Origin of the sequence: Devosia sp. Leaf420 (genome assembly GCF_001425445.1) — a bacterium.
Taxonomy (GTDB): Bacteria; Pseudomonadota; Alphaproteobacteria; order Rhizobiales; family Devosiaceae; genus Devosia.
The window spans coordinates 474,753-493,709 of record NZ_LMQU01000009.1 but is presented as its reverse complement, the minus strand read 5'-3'; the positions used below and the strand labels follow the sequence as shown (position 1 = coordinate 493,709).

14 protein-coding genes are annotated in these 18,957 nt (G+C 63.4%); 2 read left to right on the top strand and 12 right to left on the bottom strand.

Annotated features, from left to right (window positions below; all coding sequences use genetic code 11):
• Window positions 1-34: 34 nt before the first annotated feature.
• The 5 genes from ASG47_RS07000 to ccmI are packed head-to-tail and all read right to left on the bottom strand — an operon-like array spanning window position 35 to window position 7,023.
• A complete protein-coding gene (locus tag ASG47_RS07000; RefSeq protein WP_061907997.1) occupies window positions 35-2,914 on the bottom strand; it encodes a bifunctional [glutamine synthetase] adenylyltransferase/[glutamine synthetase]-adenylyl-L-tyrosine phosphorylase in 2,880 nt (959 codons plus the stop codon).
• A 41-nt stretch (window positions 2,915-2,955) separates the two neighbouring features.
• Window positions 2,956-3,435 (bottom strand): cytochrome c-type biogenesis protein CcmH, encoded by a 480-nt coding sequence (locus tag ASG47_RS06995; RefSeq protein WP_061907996.1) that lies wholly within the window; start codon window positions 3,433-3,435, stop codon window positions 2,956-2,958.
• Window positions 3,432-5,405, bottom strand: a complete 1,974-nt coding sequence (locus ASG47_RS06990) for a heme lyase CcmF/NrfE family subunit (protein ID WP_061907995.1) — start codon at window positions 5,403-5,405, stop codon at window positions 3,432-3,434. Before ASG47_RS06990 ends, ASG47_RS06995 begins: the two co-directional genes overlap by 4 nt.
• Window positions 5,402-5,878, bottom strand: coding sequence for a cytochrome c maturation protein CcmE (gene ccmE / locus ASG47_RS06985; protein WP_082511616.1), 477 nt, complete (start codon window positions 5,876-5,878; stop codon window positions 5,402-5,404). The genes ASG47_RS06990 and ccmE overlap by 4 nt, the downstream gene beginning before the upstream one ends.
• Window positions 5,875-7,023, bottom strand: a complete 1,149-nt coding sequence (ccmI, locus tag ASG47_RS06980) for a c-type cytochrome biogenesis protein CcmI (RefSeq protein ID WP_061907994.1) — start codon at window positions 7,021-7,023, stop codon at window positions 5,875-5,877. Before ccmI ends, ccmE begins: the two co-directional genes overlap by 4 nt.
• A gap of 62 nt (window positions 7,024-7,085) precedes the next feature.
• Between ccmI and ASG47_RS06975 the strand changes: the two genes are divergently transcribed.
• Together ASG47_RS06975 and ASG47_RS06970 are read left to right on the top strand one after the other, a co-directional pair.
• Entirely contained in the window at window positions 7,086-8,153 is a 1,068-nt protein-coding gene (locus tag ASG47_RS06975) for a hypothetical protein (protein ID WP_061907993.1), read from the top strand.
• Window positions 8,150-10,102 (top strand): FAD-dependent oxidoreductase, encoded by a 1,953-nt coding sequence (locus tag ASG47_RS06970; protein ID WP_061907992.1) that lies wholly within the window; start codon window positions 8,150-8,152, stop codon window positions 10,100-10,102. The genes ASG47_RS06975 and ASG47_RS06970 overlap by 4 nt, the downstream gene beginning before the upstream one ends.
• Here the strand turns inward: ASG47_RS06970 and ASG47_RS06965 are convergent.
• The 7 genes from ASG47_RS06965 to ASG47_RS06935 all read right to left on the bottom strand — a co-directional run bounded on the left by ASG47_RS06965 (window position 10,099) and on the right by ASG47_RS06935 (window position 18,946).
• Window positions 10,099-11,307: a hypothetical protein gene (locus tag ASG47_RS06965; RefSeq protein ID WP_061907991.1), complete on the bottom strand. Its 1,209-nt coding sequence runs from the start codon at window positions 11,305-11,307 to the stop codon at window positions 10,099-10,101. The two genes, ASG47_RS06970 and ASG47_RS06965, sit on opposite strands and share 4 nt — an antisense overlap.
• Before the next feature lie 84 nt (window positions 11,308-11,391).
• The gene (locus tag ASG47_RS06960; RefSeq protein ID WP_061907990.1) at window positions 11,392-11,874 is read right to left on the bottom strand and encodes an RT0821/Lpp0805 family surface protein; all 483 of its coding nucleotides are present in this window, start codon (window positions 11,872-11,874) and stop codon (window positions 11,392-11,394) included.
• A 59-nt stretch (window positions 11,875-11,933) separates the two neighbouring features.
• Entirely contained in the window at window positions 11,934-13,364 is a 1,431-nt protein-coding gene (locus tag ASG47_RS06955) for a sensor histidine kinase (protein ID WP_061907989.1), read from the bottom strand.
• A 6-nt stretch (window positions 13,365-13,370) separates the two neighbouring features.
• The gene (locus ASG47_RS06950; RefSeq protein ID WP_061907988.1) at window positions 13,371-14,030 is read right to left on the bottom strand and encodes a response regulator transcription factor; all 660 of its coding nucleotides are present in this window, start codon (window positions 14,028-14,030) and stop codon (window positions 13,371-13,373) included.
• 79 nt (window positions 14,031-14,109) lie between these two features.
• A complete protein-coding gene (locus ASG47_RS06945; RefSeq protein WP_061907987.1) occupies window positions 14,110-14,409 on the bottom strand; it encodes a hypothetical protein in 300 nt (99 codons plus the stop codon).
• 84 nt (window positions 14,410-14,493) lie between these two features.
• Window positions 14,494-15,228 (bottom strand): glycoside hydrolase family 108 protein, encoded by a 735-nt coding sequence (locus ASG47_RS06940; RefSeq protein WP_061907986.1) that lies wholly within the window; start codon window positions 15,226-15,228, stop codon window positions 14,494-14,496.
• A complete protein-coding gene (locus ASG47_RS06935; protein ID WP_082511615.1) occupies window positions 15,218-18,946 on the bottom strand; it encodes a glycoside hydrolase/phage tail family protein in 3,729 nt (1,242 codons plus the stop codon). Before ASG47_RS06935 ends, ASG47_RS06940 begins: the two co-directional genes overlap by 11 nt.
• Window positions 18,947-18,957 lie beyond the last annotated feature (11 nt).

The following is an 18,957-nucleotide window of genomic DNA, read 5'->3' as shown; positions in this document are numbered from 1 at the left end:
CGCAACTGGTCTGATGCGCACCGAACAATAAACGTTACAGCGTTCGCGCTTTTTCGTACCACTGGGCCGCTGCTGCAGCGACTTCGCTCTGCATCTGGGCGACATCAGTCGCGAGCAGCCGGAAATCGGGATAATGGCAGAGTTGGGCCAAAAGCTCTTCGAACGCTGGAGACCAGGCCGTCTCGCTGAACGGCGAAACCAGCGCCGAACTCATCACCTGCAGAATGGTCGCGTAGATCTGGTGGATTTCCGCCAGTCTTTCGCCCCTCGGCACCAGGCCGAGCTTGCCGAGGCGCATCAGCACGCGTGGGGGCGCGGCCTGTGGCAGATCGATCATCCTGCTCGCAACGAGCTGCGCCGATTGCGCGATAAATTCGAGATCAACGAGGCCACCCGGCGCCAGCTTGAGATCGAAGGCATGGCGCGGCTTGCGCTCCTTGGCCATCAACGCGCGCATGGACACGGCGTCGTCGATGGTTTTTCCGACGTCGCGTGGCATGGCCATGACTTCAGCGATCTCGGCATCAACTTTTGTCCGCAAGGCGGGAGCCCCAGCGACGACGCGTGCGCGCGCCAGTGCCAAGTGTTCCCAGGTCCAGGCTTCTTCATGCTGATAGCGATGGAAGGAGCCGATGCTGGTTGCGAGCGGTCCGGCATTCCCCGAAGGCCGCAGCCGCATGTCGGCCTCGTAAAGCACGCCTTCGGCCGTCGGTGCAGCGAGGGCGGCAACCAGACGTTGAGTGAGCCGCGCAAAATAGTGGGAGGTCGCCAATGGCCGCTCACCGTCGGACTCGGCATCTGGCGCGTCATAAAGCAGGATGAAATCGAGATCGGAAGCGAACGTCATCTCACGGCTCGCCATCTTGCCGAAGGCCAACAGAGCGGTTGACGCGCCGGCAATCCGCCCATGGCGCCGCGCGAACTCATCCTCGACGCTGGCGAAGAGACGATGCAGCAGGGTCTCGGCCAGGGCGGTGAACTGTTCACCGGCAACCGTCGCAGAGACTGTGCCCGAGAGCAGCCCCGCGGCCACGAGAAATTTCTGCTCCTGTCCAATGATGCGGGCGCGATCGATCAGGTCTTCATAGGAGCGCGCATCGGCGAGGAACGTATCGACTTTTCCCACCAGCACATCGCGATGGGTGACATCATCGGCAAAGGCGGGGTCGATCAGACCATCGACCACGTGCGCGCGGTGAATAACCGCCTCCGCCATACGCGGGGCCGAAGCCATGAATTGGACGAGCAGCGACCGCAATTGCGCATGATTGCGCAGCAGCGCGAAAAGCTGCACGCCGGCCGGCAGGCGCGAGAGAAAATCGTCCATGCGCGCGAGACCCAGATCGGCGCTGCCCGCCGCGGCGAGCGTCGTCAGCAGCGCCGGAAGAAGTTCGGTCAAATGCGCCCGGGCCGCGGATGTGCGTGTAGCAGCGTAGCTCCCATAGTGCCACTTTCGCACGATCTCGATGGCCTTGTGGGCGTCGACGAAGCCCATATTGGTGAGGGTCTCGAGCGTGTTCGGATCGTCATCGCTGCCGGTGAAAACGAGATTACCCTCGACGGTCCCTAGCGTTTCGCCTTCAGTGAACAGCTCGGCATAATAGCGGGCGACCCGTTCGAGCGCCGCACGATAGGTCTTCTCGAATGTAGAGAGATCAGGTTCGCCCATCAGCCGGCCGATAACGGCAACGGCTTCGGGCGTATCGGGCATGATGTGGGTCTGTTCGTCACGCAGCATTTGCAGCCGGTTTTCGACGGCGCGAAGATACCAATAGGTCTCGGTCAGTTCCTTCGCCGTCGTCGGCGCGATCCAGTTGGCCTCGGCAAGCGCGGCCAGTGCATGCGATGTCGGCCGCACCCGTAGCGACTTATCCCGGCCACCGGCGATCAATTGCTGCGTTTGCGCGAAGAACTCGATCTCGCGGATACCGCCGCGTCCAAGTTTGACATTGTGCCCTTCGACGCGGATATCGCCGACTTTCTTCGACACATTGATCTGGCGTTTCATCGCCTGGATATCGGTGATGGTCGCGTAATCGAGATGCTTGCGCCAAACATAGGGCGCCAGCTCCTTGATGAAGGCTTCGCCCACTGCCTTGCCTCCGGCGCAGGGCCGCGCCTTGATCCAGGCGGCGCGCTCCCAATTCTGGCCGCGCACCTCGTAATAGGCAATGGCCGCATCGACCGACAAAGCCACGGGGGTCGACCCGGGATCGGGCCGCAGGCGCAGGTCGGTGCGGAAGACATAGCCATGGGCCTGATGATCCTCCATCAGCCCGACGAGCTTTTGCACCATGCGCGAATAGATTTTTGTCGCCTCGCTCGGATCGGCGAGCACCGGCTTTTGCGGATCGAAGAAGGCGACGATATCGATATCCGAGGAGTAATTGAGTTCGCGCCCGCCATGTTTGCCGAGGGCGAAGAGCGCGAGACCGGAATTGGCCGCCAGAGCTTCCTCACGCGGCAGAACCAGTTGTCCCTTGTCTGCGGCCTGCCCCATCAAGAGATCGAGCGCCGCTTCGAGCGCTGCGTCGGCCAGGTCGGAAAGCGCTTCCGTCGCGCGTGCCGTCGTCCATGCGCCACCGGTTTCGGCAACCGCCGCCAACAGTGCAGTCCGGCCCTTGGCGATGCGCAGGGACTGCCCAAGCCCGGCCTCGTCACCCGACCGGCCAGCACTGCTCACCTCGGCCAACAGCGCGCCGAAAGCGGCATCGGGGCCCGTTTCGATCGCGTCCATCAGCCATTGCGCATGCACGCGCGCCAGTTCCAGCAAATAGGGCGCCGACTGCAGCAACGGCCCCAAAAGACCAGCGTGGGTCTGAACCTGCTGGCCGAGCGCAGGAGGCAAGTCAGCGCAAAGCGCGTCGAATGCAGGATGGGGAATGGATGGCAAAGGCGAAAGAACGGTGCTCATTAAAGAGGCATAACCCGCCTCCTCTAACCCAGCAAGTCGGGCTAGGCCCTGTCCGCCTTGCCGGCTTGAGTTTGGGAAAGTTCAGCCAGGACGCGCTTTTCCTCGTCCGACAGATCATCCCCAGCCTGGGGCGGAGACTGCCTACGGCTGGCGACCCAAATTCCACCAAGGCCCGCAATCAGCAGCGCCGGCGCGGCGATCCAGAGGATCCAGGTATGCTCGTTGAGCCTTGGATTGAGGAGGACATATTCGCCATAGCGATCGACGAGATATTGCTGAACCTCGGCGTCACTATCACCGGCCACCAGTCGCTCACGCACCAGAATGCGCAAATCCCGAGCGAGATCGGCGTCGCTATCGTCGATCGACTGGTTCTGGCAGACCAGACACCGCAGCCCCGACGAAATTGCCCGCGCCCGTTGCTCCAGCGCCGGATCGGACAGCATTTCGTCTGGAGACACCGCCATCGCCGGAAATACCAGAGCCAGCATCAGAGCGAGACAGGCCAGAACCCGCTTCATTCGGCTGGTTCCATGACGTGCTTGGTGGCGCGCTGTGGAGCGCCGACGCGGAGCCGCCGATCGGTCAGCGACAGCACCCCTGCCCCGGCCATGACGATGGCGCCGAGCCAGATCAGGAGGATGTATGGTTTGTGCCAGATGCGGACGACATGGGTGTTATCGAGCGGTTCGCCGAGCTGCAGATAAAACTGCGACAGCCCGAACGTTGCGATTGCGGCTTCTGTCGTCGGCATGCCGCTCGCGACATAGGTCCGCCGCTCAGCCTCAAGATTGGTCGTGCCGCCACCAGGCGCCGTCAGCGTGAAATGCCCGGTATCGGCCATATAGTTCGGGCCCGGAATCTGGGAGAAATCGTCAAACGCCAGGGAATAGCCGGCAAGTTGCGTCGTCTCGCCAGGATTGAGCGTCGTCACCAGTTCGGTTTCCCAAGCCGTTACCGAGACAATGCCGAGCACAGTCAGCCCCAGGCCCATATGGCCAATCGCCGTTGACCAAATGCTGCGTGGCAGGCCCGCCAGACGGCGCAAACTTTCGCGCACTGGAATGCGCCCGATCTTGCCGCGCTCGATCAGTTCAGCAAAGGCGCCGAAGGTGACCCAGAAGCCAAGCAGCAAACCCAGTGGCGCGAGCGAGATCGAGACGCCGCCCAGCGCAGAGACCAAAATCGTGAGAAAAATGGCAAGTCCCGCGGCCCCGATCAGCCGCTGGCCAGCGGCCACCATATCCGCGCGCTTCCAGGGCAAGAGCGGCCCAAACGGCAACACCAGCAAGAGCGGCGCCATCAGCGCGCCGAAGGTCAGATCGAAGAATGGCGCGCCAACAGAGATAGTGGTGCCGATCAGCGCGTCGAGCACGAGCGGATAAAGCGTGCCCACAAGGATCGCGCCGACAGCCGTCGCCAGGAACAGGTTATTGAGGATCAATGCGCCCTCGCGGCTGATGGGCGCAAACAGGCCACCCTGCCGCAATGCGCTTGCACGCAGCGCGAACAGCAGGAAGGCGCCTCCGATCAGCACGGCGAGAATAGCGAGAATGACGAGACCACGCGTCGGGTCGCTGGCAAAGGTATGGACCGAGGTCAGGATGCCCGAACGGACAAGGAAGGTGCCAAGCAGGGACAGCGAGAAGGTGATGATGGACAAAAAGATCGTCCAGATTTTCAGCGCGTTACGCTTTTCCATCACCAGCGCTGAATGGAGCAGCGCCGTGCCCGCAAGCCAGGGCATGAAGCTGGCGTTTTCGACTGGATCCCAGAACCACCAGCCGCCCCAACCGAGTTCGTAATAGGCCCAATAGGAGCCCATAGCGATACCGAGGGTCAGAAAAATCCAGCTCAACATGGTCCAGGGCCGCACCCAGCGCGCCCACGCCTGATCGATACGGCCGGAAATCAGCGCGGCGATAGCAAAGGAAAAGCAGATCGAAAAGCCGACATAGCCGGCGTAGAGTAGCGGCGGATGAATGGCGAGGCCGATATCCTGCAAGATCGGATTAAGGTCGGCGCCCTCTATCGGCGGCTGCGCAAGACGCGCGAACGGATTGGACGTGAAAAGTGTAAAGCCGCCAAAGGCAACGACCAGAAGGCTCTGCGTCCCGAGCACCAGATTGAGAAGGTCCGCCGGAAGACGCCGGCCAAACGCCGCGACCAGAGCACCGAACAGCACAAGGATCAGGATCCAGAGCAGCAGCGAGCCTTCGTGATTGCCCCAAACGCCGGAGATTTTGAAAATCAGCGGCTTCAGCGAGTGCGAATTGTTTGCCGCCAACGCGAGGCTGAAGTCGGATGTCGCAAAAGCCTGCACCACGGCAAGAAACGCCACAGCCACCAGCACGAACTGCAGAATGGCCGATTGCGCCAAGACGGAAGCCAGACGTTCGCCGCTGCGCCAAAGCGTCAGCCCGCCAATGGATGATGCCAGCGCGATGGCGCAGGCGAGGATCAGGGCGAAATGTCCGAGCTCGATGCTCATTGCGCTGTGCCCTCCGGCCGCCATTCGCCCTGCGCTTTCAGCGCCTCGACGACTTCCTTGGGCACATAGTTCTCGTCGTGTTTCGCCAAGACATTGGTAGCCGTAAAAATGCCATCAGGACCGACCGAGCCCTCGGCCACGACGCCCTGCCCTTCGCGGAACAGGTCCGGCAAAATGCCGCTATAGCGCGCCGTGATCTCGGTCCCGCCATCGGTGACGACAAAGGTATTGTCCTGCCCAGCGCGCACCCAAGTGCCGTCCTTGACAAGACCACCGAGACGGATCGGGTGACCGGGCTCGACACCACGAGATTGAATTTCGGACGGCGAATAGAAAAAGACGATCTGATCGCGCAGCGCCGTCAGCACCAGCGCCGCAGCAATAGCCAGCACCACACCAAGCCCGACGATCACAGCGAGGCGCTTCTGCTTGCGCGACCAGCCTTTGCGGCGGACTGCGGAAGGCATGGTCATTGCGCGTCTCCGTTCAGTTTCAATCCTGCGCTCAGGGCTAGCGTGTCGAGCTCACCCCGTTCGAACGCTGTGGGATAGGCTGCGACCGAAGCATCATAAGCCTTTTGCGCATTCGGCAGATCGCCAAGCACGATGTAGGAGCGCACGAGCTGCGTCCATTCTTCGATGGTTCCGCCCTCGTCGTAAAGCCGTGTGGAGAGACTCTCGACCATTCCGCCGATCATCTCTGCCTGATCGGAGGCCGTCGTATCGACACCGTCGTTTTGCGCCACTGCAAGCCCCTGCCGGGCAGCGGGTAGCCACGGCTCCGCCCCACTCGCGAGGTCGATTGCCGACTGCCAATAGCGCGCGGCATCGTCATATTTTGCAGTCCGCGTCAGCTCGGCGGCCAGATAAAGCTGCGGCTGCGGGTCAGTGGGGTCGAGTTCGGTTGCCTGGCGCAGCAGCGTCATAGCCTCATCAGACCCTGCGCCATCCGCCGCAAGCAGCAGCGCCTCAGCCTGATCGGTCAGAAGTTGCGCCGTCGGCTGCGATAGCGCGATGACACGGCCATAGGCGTTGGCGCCATCCGTGAAGCGGCCGACCTGCACCAAGGCCGGCGCGAGGACGGTCCAGCCACGAATGTCATTGGGATCTTCTGCAAGCCGAGTCTCAATGCGGGAAATGGCCGCGTCGATATCCATGTTCTGCGCCGCCACATCGGCGCGCGAGGCAAGGGGTTGAGCGGGAATATTGGGACTGCCGAGAAGAGCATAACCACCGAGCGCAATGGCGGCGACAAGAGCGGCACCGGAGACAAGCGCGGCGCGGCCGAGTCCAACGGCAGCGGGCTTCGCTTCCGACTTTGCCCGGATCATTTCGCGCGCTAGTTCGCCCTTGGCGCCAATCGCTTCATCGGCATTGATCTTGCCGGCGGCGAGATCGCTATCGATCCCAGCAAGCAATTGGCGGAAATGGCTGGTGGTATCTGCGCTTTCGTCCCCCGCTGCGTTGACCGGGCGACCGCGCCCCGCGTACAACAGCGCGGCGCAGGCAATTGCGGTTACAGCTATGGCGATCAACCAGAAAATCATGGGCTCCGGACGCTTGCTTCCGGCCTTGAGAAAGGCCGCGCCTTCTATAAGCCGATTGGCAGCAAATGCCACTAAAACCCACGTGTTAGCTGCGGACTCATTGCCACAGGGTCAGCGCGCCGCAGGCAGGCAGCATGCCTGACATCGCGGTCGAGTTCGCCGTATTCGGCGCCAGTCCGCTGGCCTGCCTCGTTGCAGGCCTCCTTGCCGAGCGGCATGGAAAAACCGTGGTACAGATCGCAGAGCCGGAAGCCCGCTATCGGTTGACGCGTAGCATCGATCTCTCGATTGCGCCGATCACCCGGCCCGAAACCTGGACGCTTTTGGGCAAACTTGTTCCCGAAACCCAGAAGCTGCTGACGCGTATCGCGGGACGTCGCGTCCTGCGCCGACTTGATCCTCTGCTCTACGCCCATCACGCAGAAGGCCAGGAGGCTCTCGGCCATATTGCTCACATGGCCCGCGCCAACGGGCTGATGGCCGATCGGGTTGCCAATTCGAAGCTTGGTCCGAACCGAAGTGCGTTCCGGTTCGGCGACGTGCTGACAATCGACCGACAAACGCTGTTGCCGCGCTCAGAAAAATGGCTCACGGGTCTAGGCGTCAGGCGTTTGAGACCGGACTTTGCCACTCTGCACGCTGATGGCGTGACCGAACTGGCGGATGGCGAAAACACGATCCGCGCCGCGCGGTCGATCCTGATCGACGAAGCCGCCATCATGCGCCACGTGCCCACCGCGCAGTGGCCGGACGTGCTCCAGACCCGGCCCCATGCCAGCATCCTCATTTCCGCCAAGCATCGCCTCAGCAGCGATGTGATGCTCAATCTCGATACCGGTCTGACACTCATCCAACTCGATGGCGGCAGTGTCGCCGCGACGGGCCCCGGCACACTTTCGCAATTTTCGGCACGGCTCGCGCAAACACTCTTGGACCGGGGCGTCACCCAACAAATTGGGCAGTCCGGTTTTGACGCGCTTGTCTCGCTTGACGGCACACCGATCATCGACGCTTTGGACACGGGCCTAGTGATCCTTGCCGGCCTTGGCACGACCGGCGCGTTCCTCGCGCCTCTCTTTGCCCGCTACCTGACGAATAGCGCGAGCGACGAAGAAGCTGTTTGGTCCGCCGCCAGAAGCTCAAGCATCGACCGCCGCGCCGTCGCCGAGTTCCTTTTCCGCTTGCCGGATCACGCCGCATGAGACCGCAAATCAGCCGGCTACCCGCAAACACCGCCAAGGGCCTCGCTGGCTCGCAAATTGATCGCACCCGGCCCATCGAGTTCCGTATCCAGGGTCGCATGGTCTCGGCGTTCGAAGGCGACACGGTGCTGACCGCGCTTCTCGCTTCGGGCATCGACACCATCGGGACCCATCACGGTCAGCCGATTGGATTGCGCCACGGCGCAGCACCGGCAATTGCCTATGCCGGAGCTGCCGCCACGCCAGAGCTCGCCTTGCCGATGGATCGTGTACCTGCGCGGGGCGGCGCCGATTACGTCTTCGTCGCTCCCGGCAAGAAATCAGGCCTCATCACCCGCCTGTTCCAAGGTGGCCGCACGCTGGGCCTGACGCTGGACGATCATGACAGGAGCCTCGTCCGCCCGTGGCGCAGTCTCGTCGGTCGTACTGAACCCGGCGTCGATGTGCTCCTCATTGGTGGCGGCGTCGCCGGGATGAGCGCGGCTTTAACTGCCGCTCGTGCCGGCCTCTCGGTCACGCTTGTGGAAGAGAGCCCGATGCTTGGTGGCCATTCCGGTCTGTTCGGCACTCAAGATGGCGATGCAACGCCTGAGGACCACGTCGCGCTACTGGTCACCGAAATCAAATCCCACGCCGCAATCACCGTTCGCACCCATAGCGAAGCCTTCGCGATCGTGCCGGGTCTTGTCCGCGTGCATCAGATCGATATCAGCGGCGGTCTCGTCACCGGCAAAGTGCTCGACCTACCCGCCCGCTACATCATTCTCGCCACGGGCTCCATCGAGCGCCTCCCCGTCATTCCCGGCAATCGACGGCCCGGCGTCATCGGCGCGCAGGAAGCCTATGAGCTCGCTCAGCGCTACGGCATCTGGTCAGGTCATTCGGTGATGCTCGCAACCTCGGCCAATCCCGCCTACCGCCTTGCCACGCTGCTTGCCGAAACCGGCATCGCACTCGATCGCATTACCGATGGGCGCGATCAGGCCAGTTCGCGCTATATCGAATTTTCGAAGGCTTATGGGTTCCGCTTGTTTCCTGGCACGGTACCAAAGAGCATCGCCACAGCCGACGGGCAGCTTGCCATCGATCTGGCGCATGGAGATGCCGTTCGTGTCGACAGGCTCATCCTCAGCGGCGGCTGGCAGCCCGATCTTACGCTGTGGCACATGGCTGGCGGGCATAGCCGCTGGAACGCCAATGCGGAGCGGCTCGAACCCATCGGCACGCTCGACACAATCGCTCTCGCTGGCGCCGCCGCGGGCTACCTCACGCGCCAGGGCTGCGTCACCAGCGGCGTTGCCGCGATCAATCATCTGCTCGGCCGGGCTGGTCCCGGTGTCGACGACCCCGTCATATCCGCGCTTTACGAGACGCCCGATCGGCAGATGTGCGCTCTTGAAGCGCCAGACGCGAACCCTGCCTATCTCGATGCCGAAGCCAGTCTAGTCGTTCGCCCTATCCCCCAGCCGCAGCATTGGTTGTCCAAAATCACCGACAGGCAAGGAAGCACTTCGGGCCTTCTCGCCGAATCGCCGCAGCCGCTTTCGATTTCTGCAATTTCCTCGGGCGTCGCTCTTGGCCTGATCCCGCCTGAATCCGCCGGTGTCGTCGCGCAGGAGCGGGTCGCCCTGATCCCTCTCTCGCACCAAGATGCGGCAGACATTTCCGCGCCATCCGAGACCAAGTCTGTCCCAGATTACCTCCAGGGACGGTTTGGCGCCGACGCCATAGTGGTGCAGCTCGATCAGCCCGAGGCGCGCCGAACCGACAGCGGTGCACTCATCTTCCTCGATCACGACACGACCAACCCGCAGCGCGCGGTGGGTATCGTCCTTAGAATGCGGAGTGAGAAGATCGAAGCGCTCTTGGCCGCAGCCCATGCGCAGCCGGGCGTAAGGCTGGTCGTGCGGGATCTCGGCCAGGCGTTCCCGGCCGAGGTAAAGGCTTAGCTGCGCTTTTCCGCGGCGTGCCGCGCGCGCTTCAGCGTCTCGGCATATTCGGCCGAGAATCGCACCTGCGCCATCTGGATCACCGCATCGAGGCGGGCGATCGTATTGGCGTCTTCCGGGTCCTGCCGATAGGTATCCATCGTGCGCTGAATGTGGATTTCCAATGCCTGGCCTGACTGGTTCCAGGCCTGCTCGAACACCGAATTGAGCGCCAAAGAATCCCGGCAATCGCGTACGGTTGCGAGGAGGAAAATCCCGCCAACAGCGGCGAAGAGTTTTTCGGTGTCGAGCCGGTCCGCGTTCTCGCGCCGGCGCATGGCCTGGTTGAGGTCGGTCACGACCTCCTTGAGCCGTGGCTCCAGCCGGTCCGAAACATATTTGGTGATGGCCGAAAGGGTTGCCGTCGCCTGGCTGCCGCGCGAAAACTCAATATATCCCGTCAAGGAGCGCACGAGCTTGTGGAAGCGCTCAAGCGCCCGGCAGATCAGATCCACATCGGCGAATGGCCCATTGCCCTCGAAGAACCGCAACTGATTCTGGGCATGAGCGATATAGGCATCGAGAAGTGGGCCGAGGCCCGCGCGCCGCACGGACACTTCCGTAGCCGCGCCCGAAAGTTTGATGGCGGCGAGAACGAGGATCGTCGGGTTCCCCGCCTGACCAAGCGCAGCGTGGAAAACCAACGCCGCAAGCGCAGGCTCCTGCAGCGGCATGGCCTTGATGGCTGCGGCCAGAGCATTTTCGTCGGAGATTGAATTGGTCGCCTTGCCGAAGGCCTGGGCTTTGCCGAGAAGTGCCCGGTTGCGCAGAGCCAACATCACCGTGGGCAAATGTTGGCGCGTCTCGTCGCCACCAAGCTGGGCGGAAAGGCGTCGCGCGCCTTCCACATCGGCCAGGCCTTGAGCGAGCGCGGCCTTCATCCGCCCCAGCATTTCGGGCAGAGCAGCTTCCACCTCGGCAGGCGTCAAAGCACCGCTGGCAATGCGATCGGCCGGAATAATATCATTGCAGATATCACGCGTAACCCAGGTCCATATGCCCTGGGCAGCATGAGCATTCACCGATCCCTGAAACGTCTCGAGCACTGGGTCATGCACGAGAACGGAATCGATCAGACCACAGAAAGGGCCTTTGGGCTTTGGTGCCGCGCTCGGCTGGGCAGAAGCCGGCGCAACGGTATCCACGCGGTTGGCGAGCTGTGTCATGGGGCTGTCAGTCAAAAAGAAATTTGACCGACAGCGTACCGAGCGCAGGTAAACAATCCATGTCAGGCATGGATTGACTTGAGTTTATGCGGCGCCCTGAACCACATTCCAATTGCCGGTCTGCTCGCGGCAAGCGGTGCCCTTTTTCACGTAGTCCTGGCCATTGGCCTTAACCGTGTGCGTGAAATCGCGGCAATCGAGATTGTTGACGCGGACGTAAGGCCCAACCGAGACCGAGCCGGTCGTGCCCTTGTCGCCAGCCCACTGGCGCGGCGCGCCGGGACGGCCAAACTGGAGCGCGTAGAATTGCGCGCTATTGGCTTCAGCCGAATCCTTTGCCGTCATCACGGCGAGCGCTGCGCTATCGACAAAACCGGTGGAAACGCTGGTGGTCAGGCGAGCCTGCTGCGTCGTCTGGGCCGTGCTCGGCATCATCGGCTGCGTCACGACCGGCATTGGAGCAGTAGCCACGACCGGAGCCTGCGCCACTTGGCTTGTTCCAGTGCTGGAGCAACCGGCAAGCGCCAGAGCAAGGATAGGCATGGCAAACAGGGCAAAGCGATTCATCGTTATGGACCTTATCAGCGTTCGATCGGTACTTGTTGAGCCATTGCGGCGAAAGTGCGTCAGGCGGCGGATGGGCGCCCAATGCCCACCGCCCGTGCAGCGGGAAGGCGCAGTTCGACCAATAGTCCGCCTAGCGCCGAACGTTTGAGCTCAAGACTTCCGCCATAGACATCAACCAGTTCCTTGACGATATCCAGCCCCAGCCCGCTTCCGGGCGTTTTCTCGTCGAGCCTGACACCGCGGCGCAACACTTTGCGGGCGTCATCCTCGGTCAGACCGGGGCCATTGTCCTCGATCCGAATCAAAAGCTGGCTGCCCTTGGCATTGCGTTCGCCCGAAAGCGAAACGTCGACCTGCCCCCTCGACCACTTGCAAGCGTTGTCGAACAGATTGCCCGCCATTTCCTCGAGATCAGCTTCATCGCCCCTGAACCACGGGAGGCCTGCCTCGGTTTGCTCGAAATGAACATCCACGTCGCGATGGATCTTTCCCATCACCCGCGCCAGCCGCGACAGGATCATGCCCGCATCGGCTTTCTTGCCCACGACCGACGTCCGCGCTGCAAGCCGCGCGCGTTCGAGATAGGTCGAGACCATTGTGCTCATCTTTTCGGTCTCGGCCGCTACGGCATCGGCCAAGGCGCCATTTTGCGTCCCGGCCTCATTGCGCAACACGGCGATCGGCGTCTTCAACCCATGGGCGAGATTGCCCACCTGATTGCGCGCGCGCTCGATGATCTGGGCATTGGAGCGGAGGAGTTCGTTGACCTCCTCAGCCAACGGCGCGATTTCAGTGGGATAGCGTCCAGTAATCTCCGTCGTTTCGCCCTCGCGCACGCTTTCGATTGCCGCACTGAGCCGCCCCACGGGCCGCATGGCAAAGCGCGCGACGATCACGCTCATGATGGCGAGCATTGCGCCCACCGCACCAAGCACAATGAATGTCTGCCCGCGGAAATCGCCGACCAGCCCAAGAATTTCAGTGAGATTGCCGGCGACCTCGATCCGATAGGTCTGGTCACCCATCGAAACACTGCGCTCGACGACGCGCAATTGCGTTCCGAAGGCATCGGACAGCACGCCAGTGCGCCGGCCGAGCGCATCAAGATTCCCGCTCAGCCCAGGCAGATCGATACCCACAACCGACGTCGACAGATTGACAAGCCGGCCGCTACCATCGCGAATAATCCAGTACCAGCCCGAGCGCGGACGATCGAAACGCGGATCCGCAAGTGTGATTCCTGGGTCGCGCGGATCACCGGCCTCGAGCAAAATCCCCGTGAGGCTCTCGACGTGAAAATCGAGCGTCTGGGATAGCGTCGTATCGAGCGTCCGCGAATAAAGGTCGGTCAGCAAAAAACCGGTCGCGACCAGCGCGATCACGAGCCAGCCGGCCGTCAGCCAAAAAAGCGAAGCGGCAATCGATCCCTTGCGCAGCCAGTGCGGCGCGTTATTGGGCGAAGCAGCCGGTTGTCCGGTCTCGTTGGACAAGCCCGCCTAGTCCCCGACGATCTGATAGCCGAGTCCGCGCACCGTCTGGATGCACTCTTCGGGCAGTTTCTTGCGCAGGCGCCCCACGAACACTTCGATCGTGTTGCTATCGCGGTCGAAATCCTGGTCGTAGAGGTGCTCGGTCAATTCCGTGCGCGAGACGACCTTACCCTTGTGATGCATCAGGTAGCTCAAAAGCCGCAACTCGTGGCTCGTCAGCTTCACGGCCTGCCCATTGACCGTCACCCGGCCCGAACGCGCATCGAGCCGCACCGGCCCGGCGGTGATCTCGTTGCTGGCATGACCTGCCGCGCGGCGCACGAGCGCCCGCAACCGTGCCAACACTTCTTCCATATGAAATGGCTTGGCGACATAGTCGTCGGCCCCGGCGTCGATCCCCTGAACCTTATCGCTCCAGCGATCGCGCGCCGTTAGCAGCAGCACCGGCGTTGTTTTGCCGGCACGGCGCCATTCTTCGAGCACCGAAAGCCCGTCCATCTGTGGCAGGCCGATATCGAGCACCACCGCATCATAGGGTTCGGTTTCGCCAAGGAAATGTCCCTCTTCCCCGTCAAAGGCCACGTCGACGACATAGCCTGCTTCGGTCAGGGCTTCCTTGAGCTGCCTGTTGAGATTGGTATCGTCTTCGACGACCAGAATACGCATCGCCTGCCCCCGACGCTCAGAGAAATCCGCTGGTGACCACTACCACCATTCCCGCACCAAGGCACAATAGGCTGGAAACCTATTGTGCGCTCAGTGTCAGGTTCTGCGCCTGACCATCCGCGGTCAATACGCCGATGATATAGACCAGTTGCCCGCCCTGATCGCAAACCTGGACGTTGAGAATTTCGGCGCTGCCATCGACGCCATTCGCCGCCAGCACCGCATCGAGGGACATGATCTGCCCCGAGGTGACGGCTTCCTGGATCTGTTGCCGGTCAAGACAAGCCTGTGCCTGGCTCGCTCCCGTACCCGAAAGGGCCAAGGCAAGAGCCAGTGCAATGGCTGCAGCGGCGGATGGTTTTGAGGCTTTCGTGTTCATGGCGTGAAACTAGCGGCACCTAGCTGAATGGGACATGAATAAGGCAGGTCATATCCCAAAGCTGATTGTCCCGATTTCGTTCCGTCATGCCGCGCCGGCCTTCAAACCCTTGCGCAAAAAGATGATGGCCAGCGCTTCGAGAACAAGATTGCCCGCCGCCCCGCCATCAAGCGAGGGCAGGTCGATACCCAGAACCTGCGCCAACCCGGCCAGCAGCATGAACGCCGCGACGATATAGGTGCGATAGCCCGAGAAAACATCCATCGGCAGTCTCCTTTGCATGGAAGTGGAATTTTCGACGGCGCCCAGCGCAGCCGCCCTCACCGCGGCCACTCGGCTGGTCCAGCCGCGGCCGAACACCGGAAAAGTCGCGAGCCCGCGCAGGAAGGCGAGCCGCCGGTCGCAAACCGCGTTGATCAGCGCCCTACTGTCAGCCGCACCAAGCGCCGCGAGCGTCTTCGGCCCGACTTCACCATCCGCCGCGACGCCGAGCGCCGCCTGCAAGACGCGCGCCGCCCGATCCGGCCCGGAATTGACCGCAAAATCAAACACCGCGAGGTCCACGCCCGCCGGCATCGCCCCGGCCTTACAAGGGTTCCAGTATTGTGCCCGATAGATCTGCGCCGCCTCGGCCCGGCTCAGCGCCTTCACCGCGCTTTTCGGCAAGTCGGTCCAGGGCGAAATTTTTCGCCACCGCGCCAGCGTCTTGCGCGTGATCCCCATATTCGTCGCGCCGCCAAGATCGCTCGGATGGTCACTATAGCCCCCCTCATGCCGCAGAACTTCCCTGAGGCACTGCTCAAACCGCTCATCCGCCATAGCCCTGCTCCCGTGCCTGCCCCGCTCCCAAAGCCGGGCTCACCTGCGCCACCGTGTAGACAAAGCCCGTCGCCGCACCGCCAAAGTCAGCCACCTGCTCGGCCAGGCTGTAGCTCGCCTGCGTCGCTCCGCTGTCGATGACGCGCTTGACTGTGGATCCATCGAAAATCGACAGCCGATAGTGCTCCGGCACCACGTCGAGCCCCGGCTCCGCCACGCCCCAGGCATCATCATCTGCCCGGCTTCTTCTGATCCAACTGAAGGCGATGGCTCCATCGCTCTGCCGCTTGGCCCGCAGATGCACCGGCGCCAGAGGCAGGGCCGCCGCCACTTGCGTCAGGGCCGAAACCACCTGCCCCACAAGATCAGCGCTGCCCGCATAAGCCCGAACATCCCGCGCCTCGCCCAGCCAGCCCGACTCCACCGGCACAGCACTGACGCGACCATCCAGCACCATGACGCTACGACCCGAGGAAACCGGCCCCACCGCCGCATCCGTCCCGATCAGCCCACGCAAAAGTTTGGACAGCCGATAGACCCCCGCCTCGATGAGTTCAGCCGCGGTAAAGCCGATCACCTCCCAAGCCCCCGCATCCGTCTCGACCGCAATCCGATTGCCACCCGCCAAGACCGCTGGCTCGGCCCCATCGGCAAGATGCCCGCCATAAAGCCGGATGGTCAGCACATTGCCCCTGTCCCAAACCGCCCGCGGCCCAGCCCCAATCGCCTCTACCACCTCGCCCAGCGTCGCCGGCCGCTCCACTTGCGTCAGTGCCGCCCCCGTCGCCGCATCCACCAGCCGCACCATTCCCGGCCAGGGCCGCGCAAACGCGCCCACCGCCAGGCGGCTGCGCGTAAGATCACCCGCATCCGGCGGCAAATGCGCCAGCGCAATCACCGGTGTTGCCGTCAAACCAGCCACTGGGGCTGGCGCCGGTGGCCGCGTCAGCCCCGCCGCCGTCGCCACTCCAGCCGCCACCGCCCGCGCCGTTACCCGCCGTACAAGCCCGTCGCGGATTTCTGTGATCTCGAACGGTCCCTCGGCGAGCCCCTCCACGGCCACCCGATCCCCCGGCTCCACGGCAAGGAGGCTCGGCGGCAGGGCCAGTTCGACCGTATCAAGCGACGCCGCTCGATCATCGAGCAACCGTTCCGCCGCCAGCCTTGCCCCTGCCCCATCGAGCACCATGGAGAGGCTCTCGCTGACCAACGGCCCCGTCCCCGGCCGGATAGACGTCGCCGTCGCCACCAGATAATCCCGGTCACGATCGATATGACTTAGCGCCAATCGTGCCGGCCGCTCTTCGGCCGCCGCCCGACGGCGCGCCAAGATCGGCCCCTCGCCCTCCGCCAGCGCCTCGTGATCAAACGTCACCGCCGCCGATCCACGCGCCGAGACGGCCGTCAGCACACCCTGCCGCGCCAGCAGCCGCTGCCCCGTAATCTCCAGCAGCGGCTCCAGCGCCTCTCGCGCCGTCCCCGGCGATGCCAACATCACGCCCGTCACCATCGGCTGCGCTGCCCCCGAAACCAGCGTCACCCCATGATCCCGCGCGATCGCCGCAGCCAATTCGTCCGTCGCCATGCCCCCAAGCCGCCCGGTCAGCCAATGCCCCGTCAGATGGTTCGCGCCATCCGCCCAGAAATCGGTCAAGGCCGGAAAAGCCGGGTAAGGCCGCGCGTCCCAGGTCCAGCAATAAATCCGCTCGACATCGACCATGCCCGCCGGATTTTTCGCGGGATCACTCCAATGCCGGTAGTGCGCCCGCAGATATTGCCGCTGCATCAGCGCATCGGGCGCCCCATTGGAGAAGTATGGCCGCCCACCCTCGGCGCTCTTGGCGTCGCCAAAAATATTGGGCTGGTTCGCGCCCTTGTCGACCGCCGCGCAGCCCAATTCCATGAGCCAGATCGGCTTCGCCCCCGGCACCCAGGCCGTCGGCACAGCCGCTCGCACCCCGCCCGGCCGGTTGAAATGCTGCTGGCTCCAAAAGCTGACCAGATCCTTGAACCGCCAGATCCACGGCTCGCCATATGCGCCATCCGCAATCGGCGTCCGCACCTGGTTCAGCCGATCGGTGTCGCTCGCATAGAACCAATCGAACCCTTCGCCCCCGGCGATATTGCCGCCGAGATAACCAAGATCATGGATGCCCCCCGCCGCGGCATCGAGATGCCCCTCGCCCTCGCGCCAGTCAGCCGCCGGCATGTAATAGTCGATCCCGACCGCATCGATGGCAGCCGATGCCCAGAGCGGATCGAGGTGAAAAAACTTCTCGCCCCCGCCCTGCACTCCGGCATATTCGCTCCAATCCGCCGCATAAGTCAGCTTCACCCCGAGCCCGACCAGCGCCCGCACATCGTCCGCCAAAGCCACCAGCGCCGAAACGAACGGGAAGGTGTTTCCCGCCCCGCGCACCGTCGTCAGCCCGCGCATTTCCGAGCCGATGATGAATGCCTCGGCGCCGGCCTCCGCCGCTAGGCCCGCATATTGCAGCACCATGGCGCGATAACCCGGCACGAATGCTGCTACCTGCGCCGCAGCCGCTGCGCTCCCATCGGGAGACCCCGCCCGTCCAGCCGCCGGATGACATGTGATCCGCCCGCGCCACGGATAGCTCGCCTGCATCGCCCCGCCATAAGGATCGGGCAGGCCATTACCCGCCGGCACATCCATCATCACCATGGGATAAAGCGTCACCGAAAGCCCACGCGCCCTGAGGTCGGCAATCGCCGCGCGCACCGCCGCGTCCGAGGGCGTACCGCCATAAGCCGGCCCGCCCGCATGGCTCGACACGACCGGCACATCCCCGCGCGAAAACCCCGCGACGCTCCATTCGACCCCCTCGACCACACGCTCCGCCGACTCGACCCGCGGCCCGATGGCGCAGGACCCACAGCGCAGATCGTCCCCAAACCAGGCCACCACCAGCGACACATGCTTGAGGTTCGGGCAAAGCTCCTGCAACTCGTCGATCGACACCGTCCAGTCGCTGACACCAGGCAAAACATGCGCGTTCTCGGCCTCGCCCGTCCCCCGTCCCAACACGCGAAAGCGCGGCACCGGGTCATAACCAAACTCGGTCGCGCCGGGGATCACCGTGATCGCCCTTATCGCCGGCTCCAGCTCGCCCACCGGCCGGCACAGCTCCACCGAAATCTGCGGAATGCGATTGCCGAAGCGCGAGAGCGGCAGGTTTTCGAACACGATGTAGCAAAGCCCGCGGTACGCCGGCGCCTGTCCCGTCCCCTGCGTCGCTTCGATCAGGCTATCGGGCGCCTGGTCCTCGCTCCCCGCATAAAAGCGGAAATTGAGCCCGCGCGTATCGAGCAATTGCCCATCCGCCCAAATCCGCCCCAGCCGCGCCGCAGTCCCTTCGCAAAAGCCGATGGCAAAGCTCGCGCCGATTTCGTCGTCTTCCTCCTGCCCAAACCCCTTGGCGCCCGACGTCTCACCCCCGAGCCGCTCCAGCTCCCGCGCCCAGATGATATTTCCGGCCAGGCGCCCCCAGCCATAGAGCCGCGGGATCGGCACGCCCTCCGCCGATCCGCCAATGCGGACGTCAAAGGCGCGCTGCTGCGGCTTTTCGCCAAACAGCATCCCATCGACAGCACTCCCCGCCAGCGCCCCCAGCGCCCGCCCGATCGTCGCCCCGATCGGCCCGCCCACCAGCGCCCCGGCAAACTGCCCCGCCAAGGATAAAGCCAAAGTCGCCATGTTTTCACCAT

Coding starts and splice junctions, on each gene's coding strand:
- ASG47_RS07000 (WP_061907997.1), bottom strand. CDS start 2,914: ATGAGCACCGTTCTTTCGCCTTTGCCATCCATTCCCCATCCTGCATTC.
- ASG47_RS06995 (WP_061907996.1), bottom strand. CDS start 3,435: ATGAAGCGGGTTCTGGCCTGTCTCGCTCTGATGCTGGCTCTGGTATTT.
- ASG47_RS06990 (WP_061907995.1), bottom strand. CDS start 5,405: ATGAGCATCGAGCTCGGACATTTCGCCCTGATCCTCGCCTGCGCCATC.
- ccmE (WP_082511616.1), bottom strand. CDS start 5,878: ATGACCATGCCTTCCGCAGTCCGCCGCAAAGGCTGGTCGCGCAAGCAG.
- ASG47_RS06975 (WP_061907993.1), top strand. CDS start 7,086: ATGCCTGACATCGCGGTCGAGTTCGCCGTATTCGGCGCCAGTCCGCTG.
- ASG47_RS06970 (WP_061907992.1), top strand. CDS start 8,150: ATGAGACCGCAAATCAGCCGGCTACCCGCAAACACCGCCAAGGGCCTC.
- ASG47_RS06965 (WP_061907991.1), bottom strand. CDS start 11,307: ATGACACAGCTCGCCAACCGCGTGGATACCGTTGCGCCGGCTTCTGCC.
- ASG47_RS06960 (WP_061907990.1), bottom strand. CDS start 11,874: ATGAATCGCTTTGCCCTGTTTGCCATGCCTATCCTTGCTCTGGCGCTT.
- ASG47_RS06950 (WP_061907988.1), bottom strand. CDS start 14,030: ATGCGTATTCTGGTCGTCGAAGACGATACCAATCTCAACAGGCAGCTC.
- ASG47_RS06945 (WP_061907987.1), bottom strand. CDS start 14,409: ATGAACACGAAAGCCTCAAAACCATCCGCCGCTGCAGCCATTGCACTG.
- ASG47_RS06940 (WP_061907986.1), bottom strand. CDS start 15,228: ATGGCGGATGAGCGGTTTGAGCAGTGCCTCAGGGAAGTTCTGCGGCAT.
- ASG47_RS06935 (WP_082511615.1), bottom strand. CDS start 18,946: ATGGCGACTTTGGCTTTATCCTTGGCGGGGCAGTTTGCCGGGGCGCTG.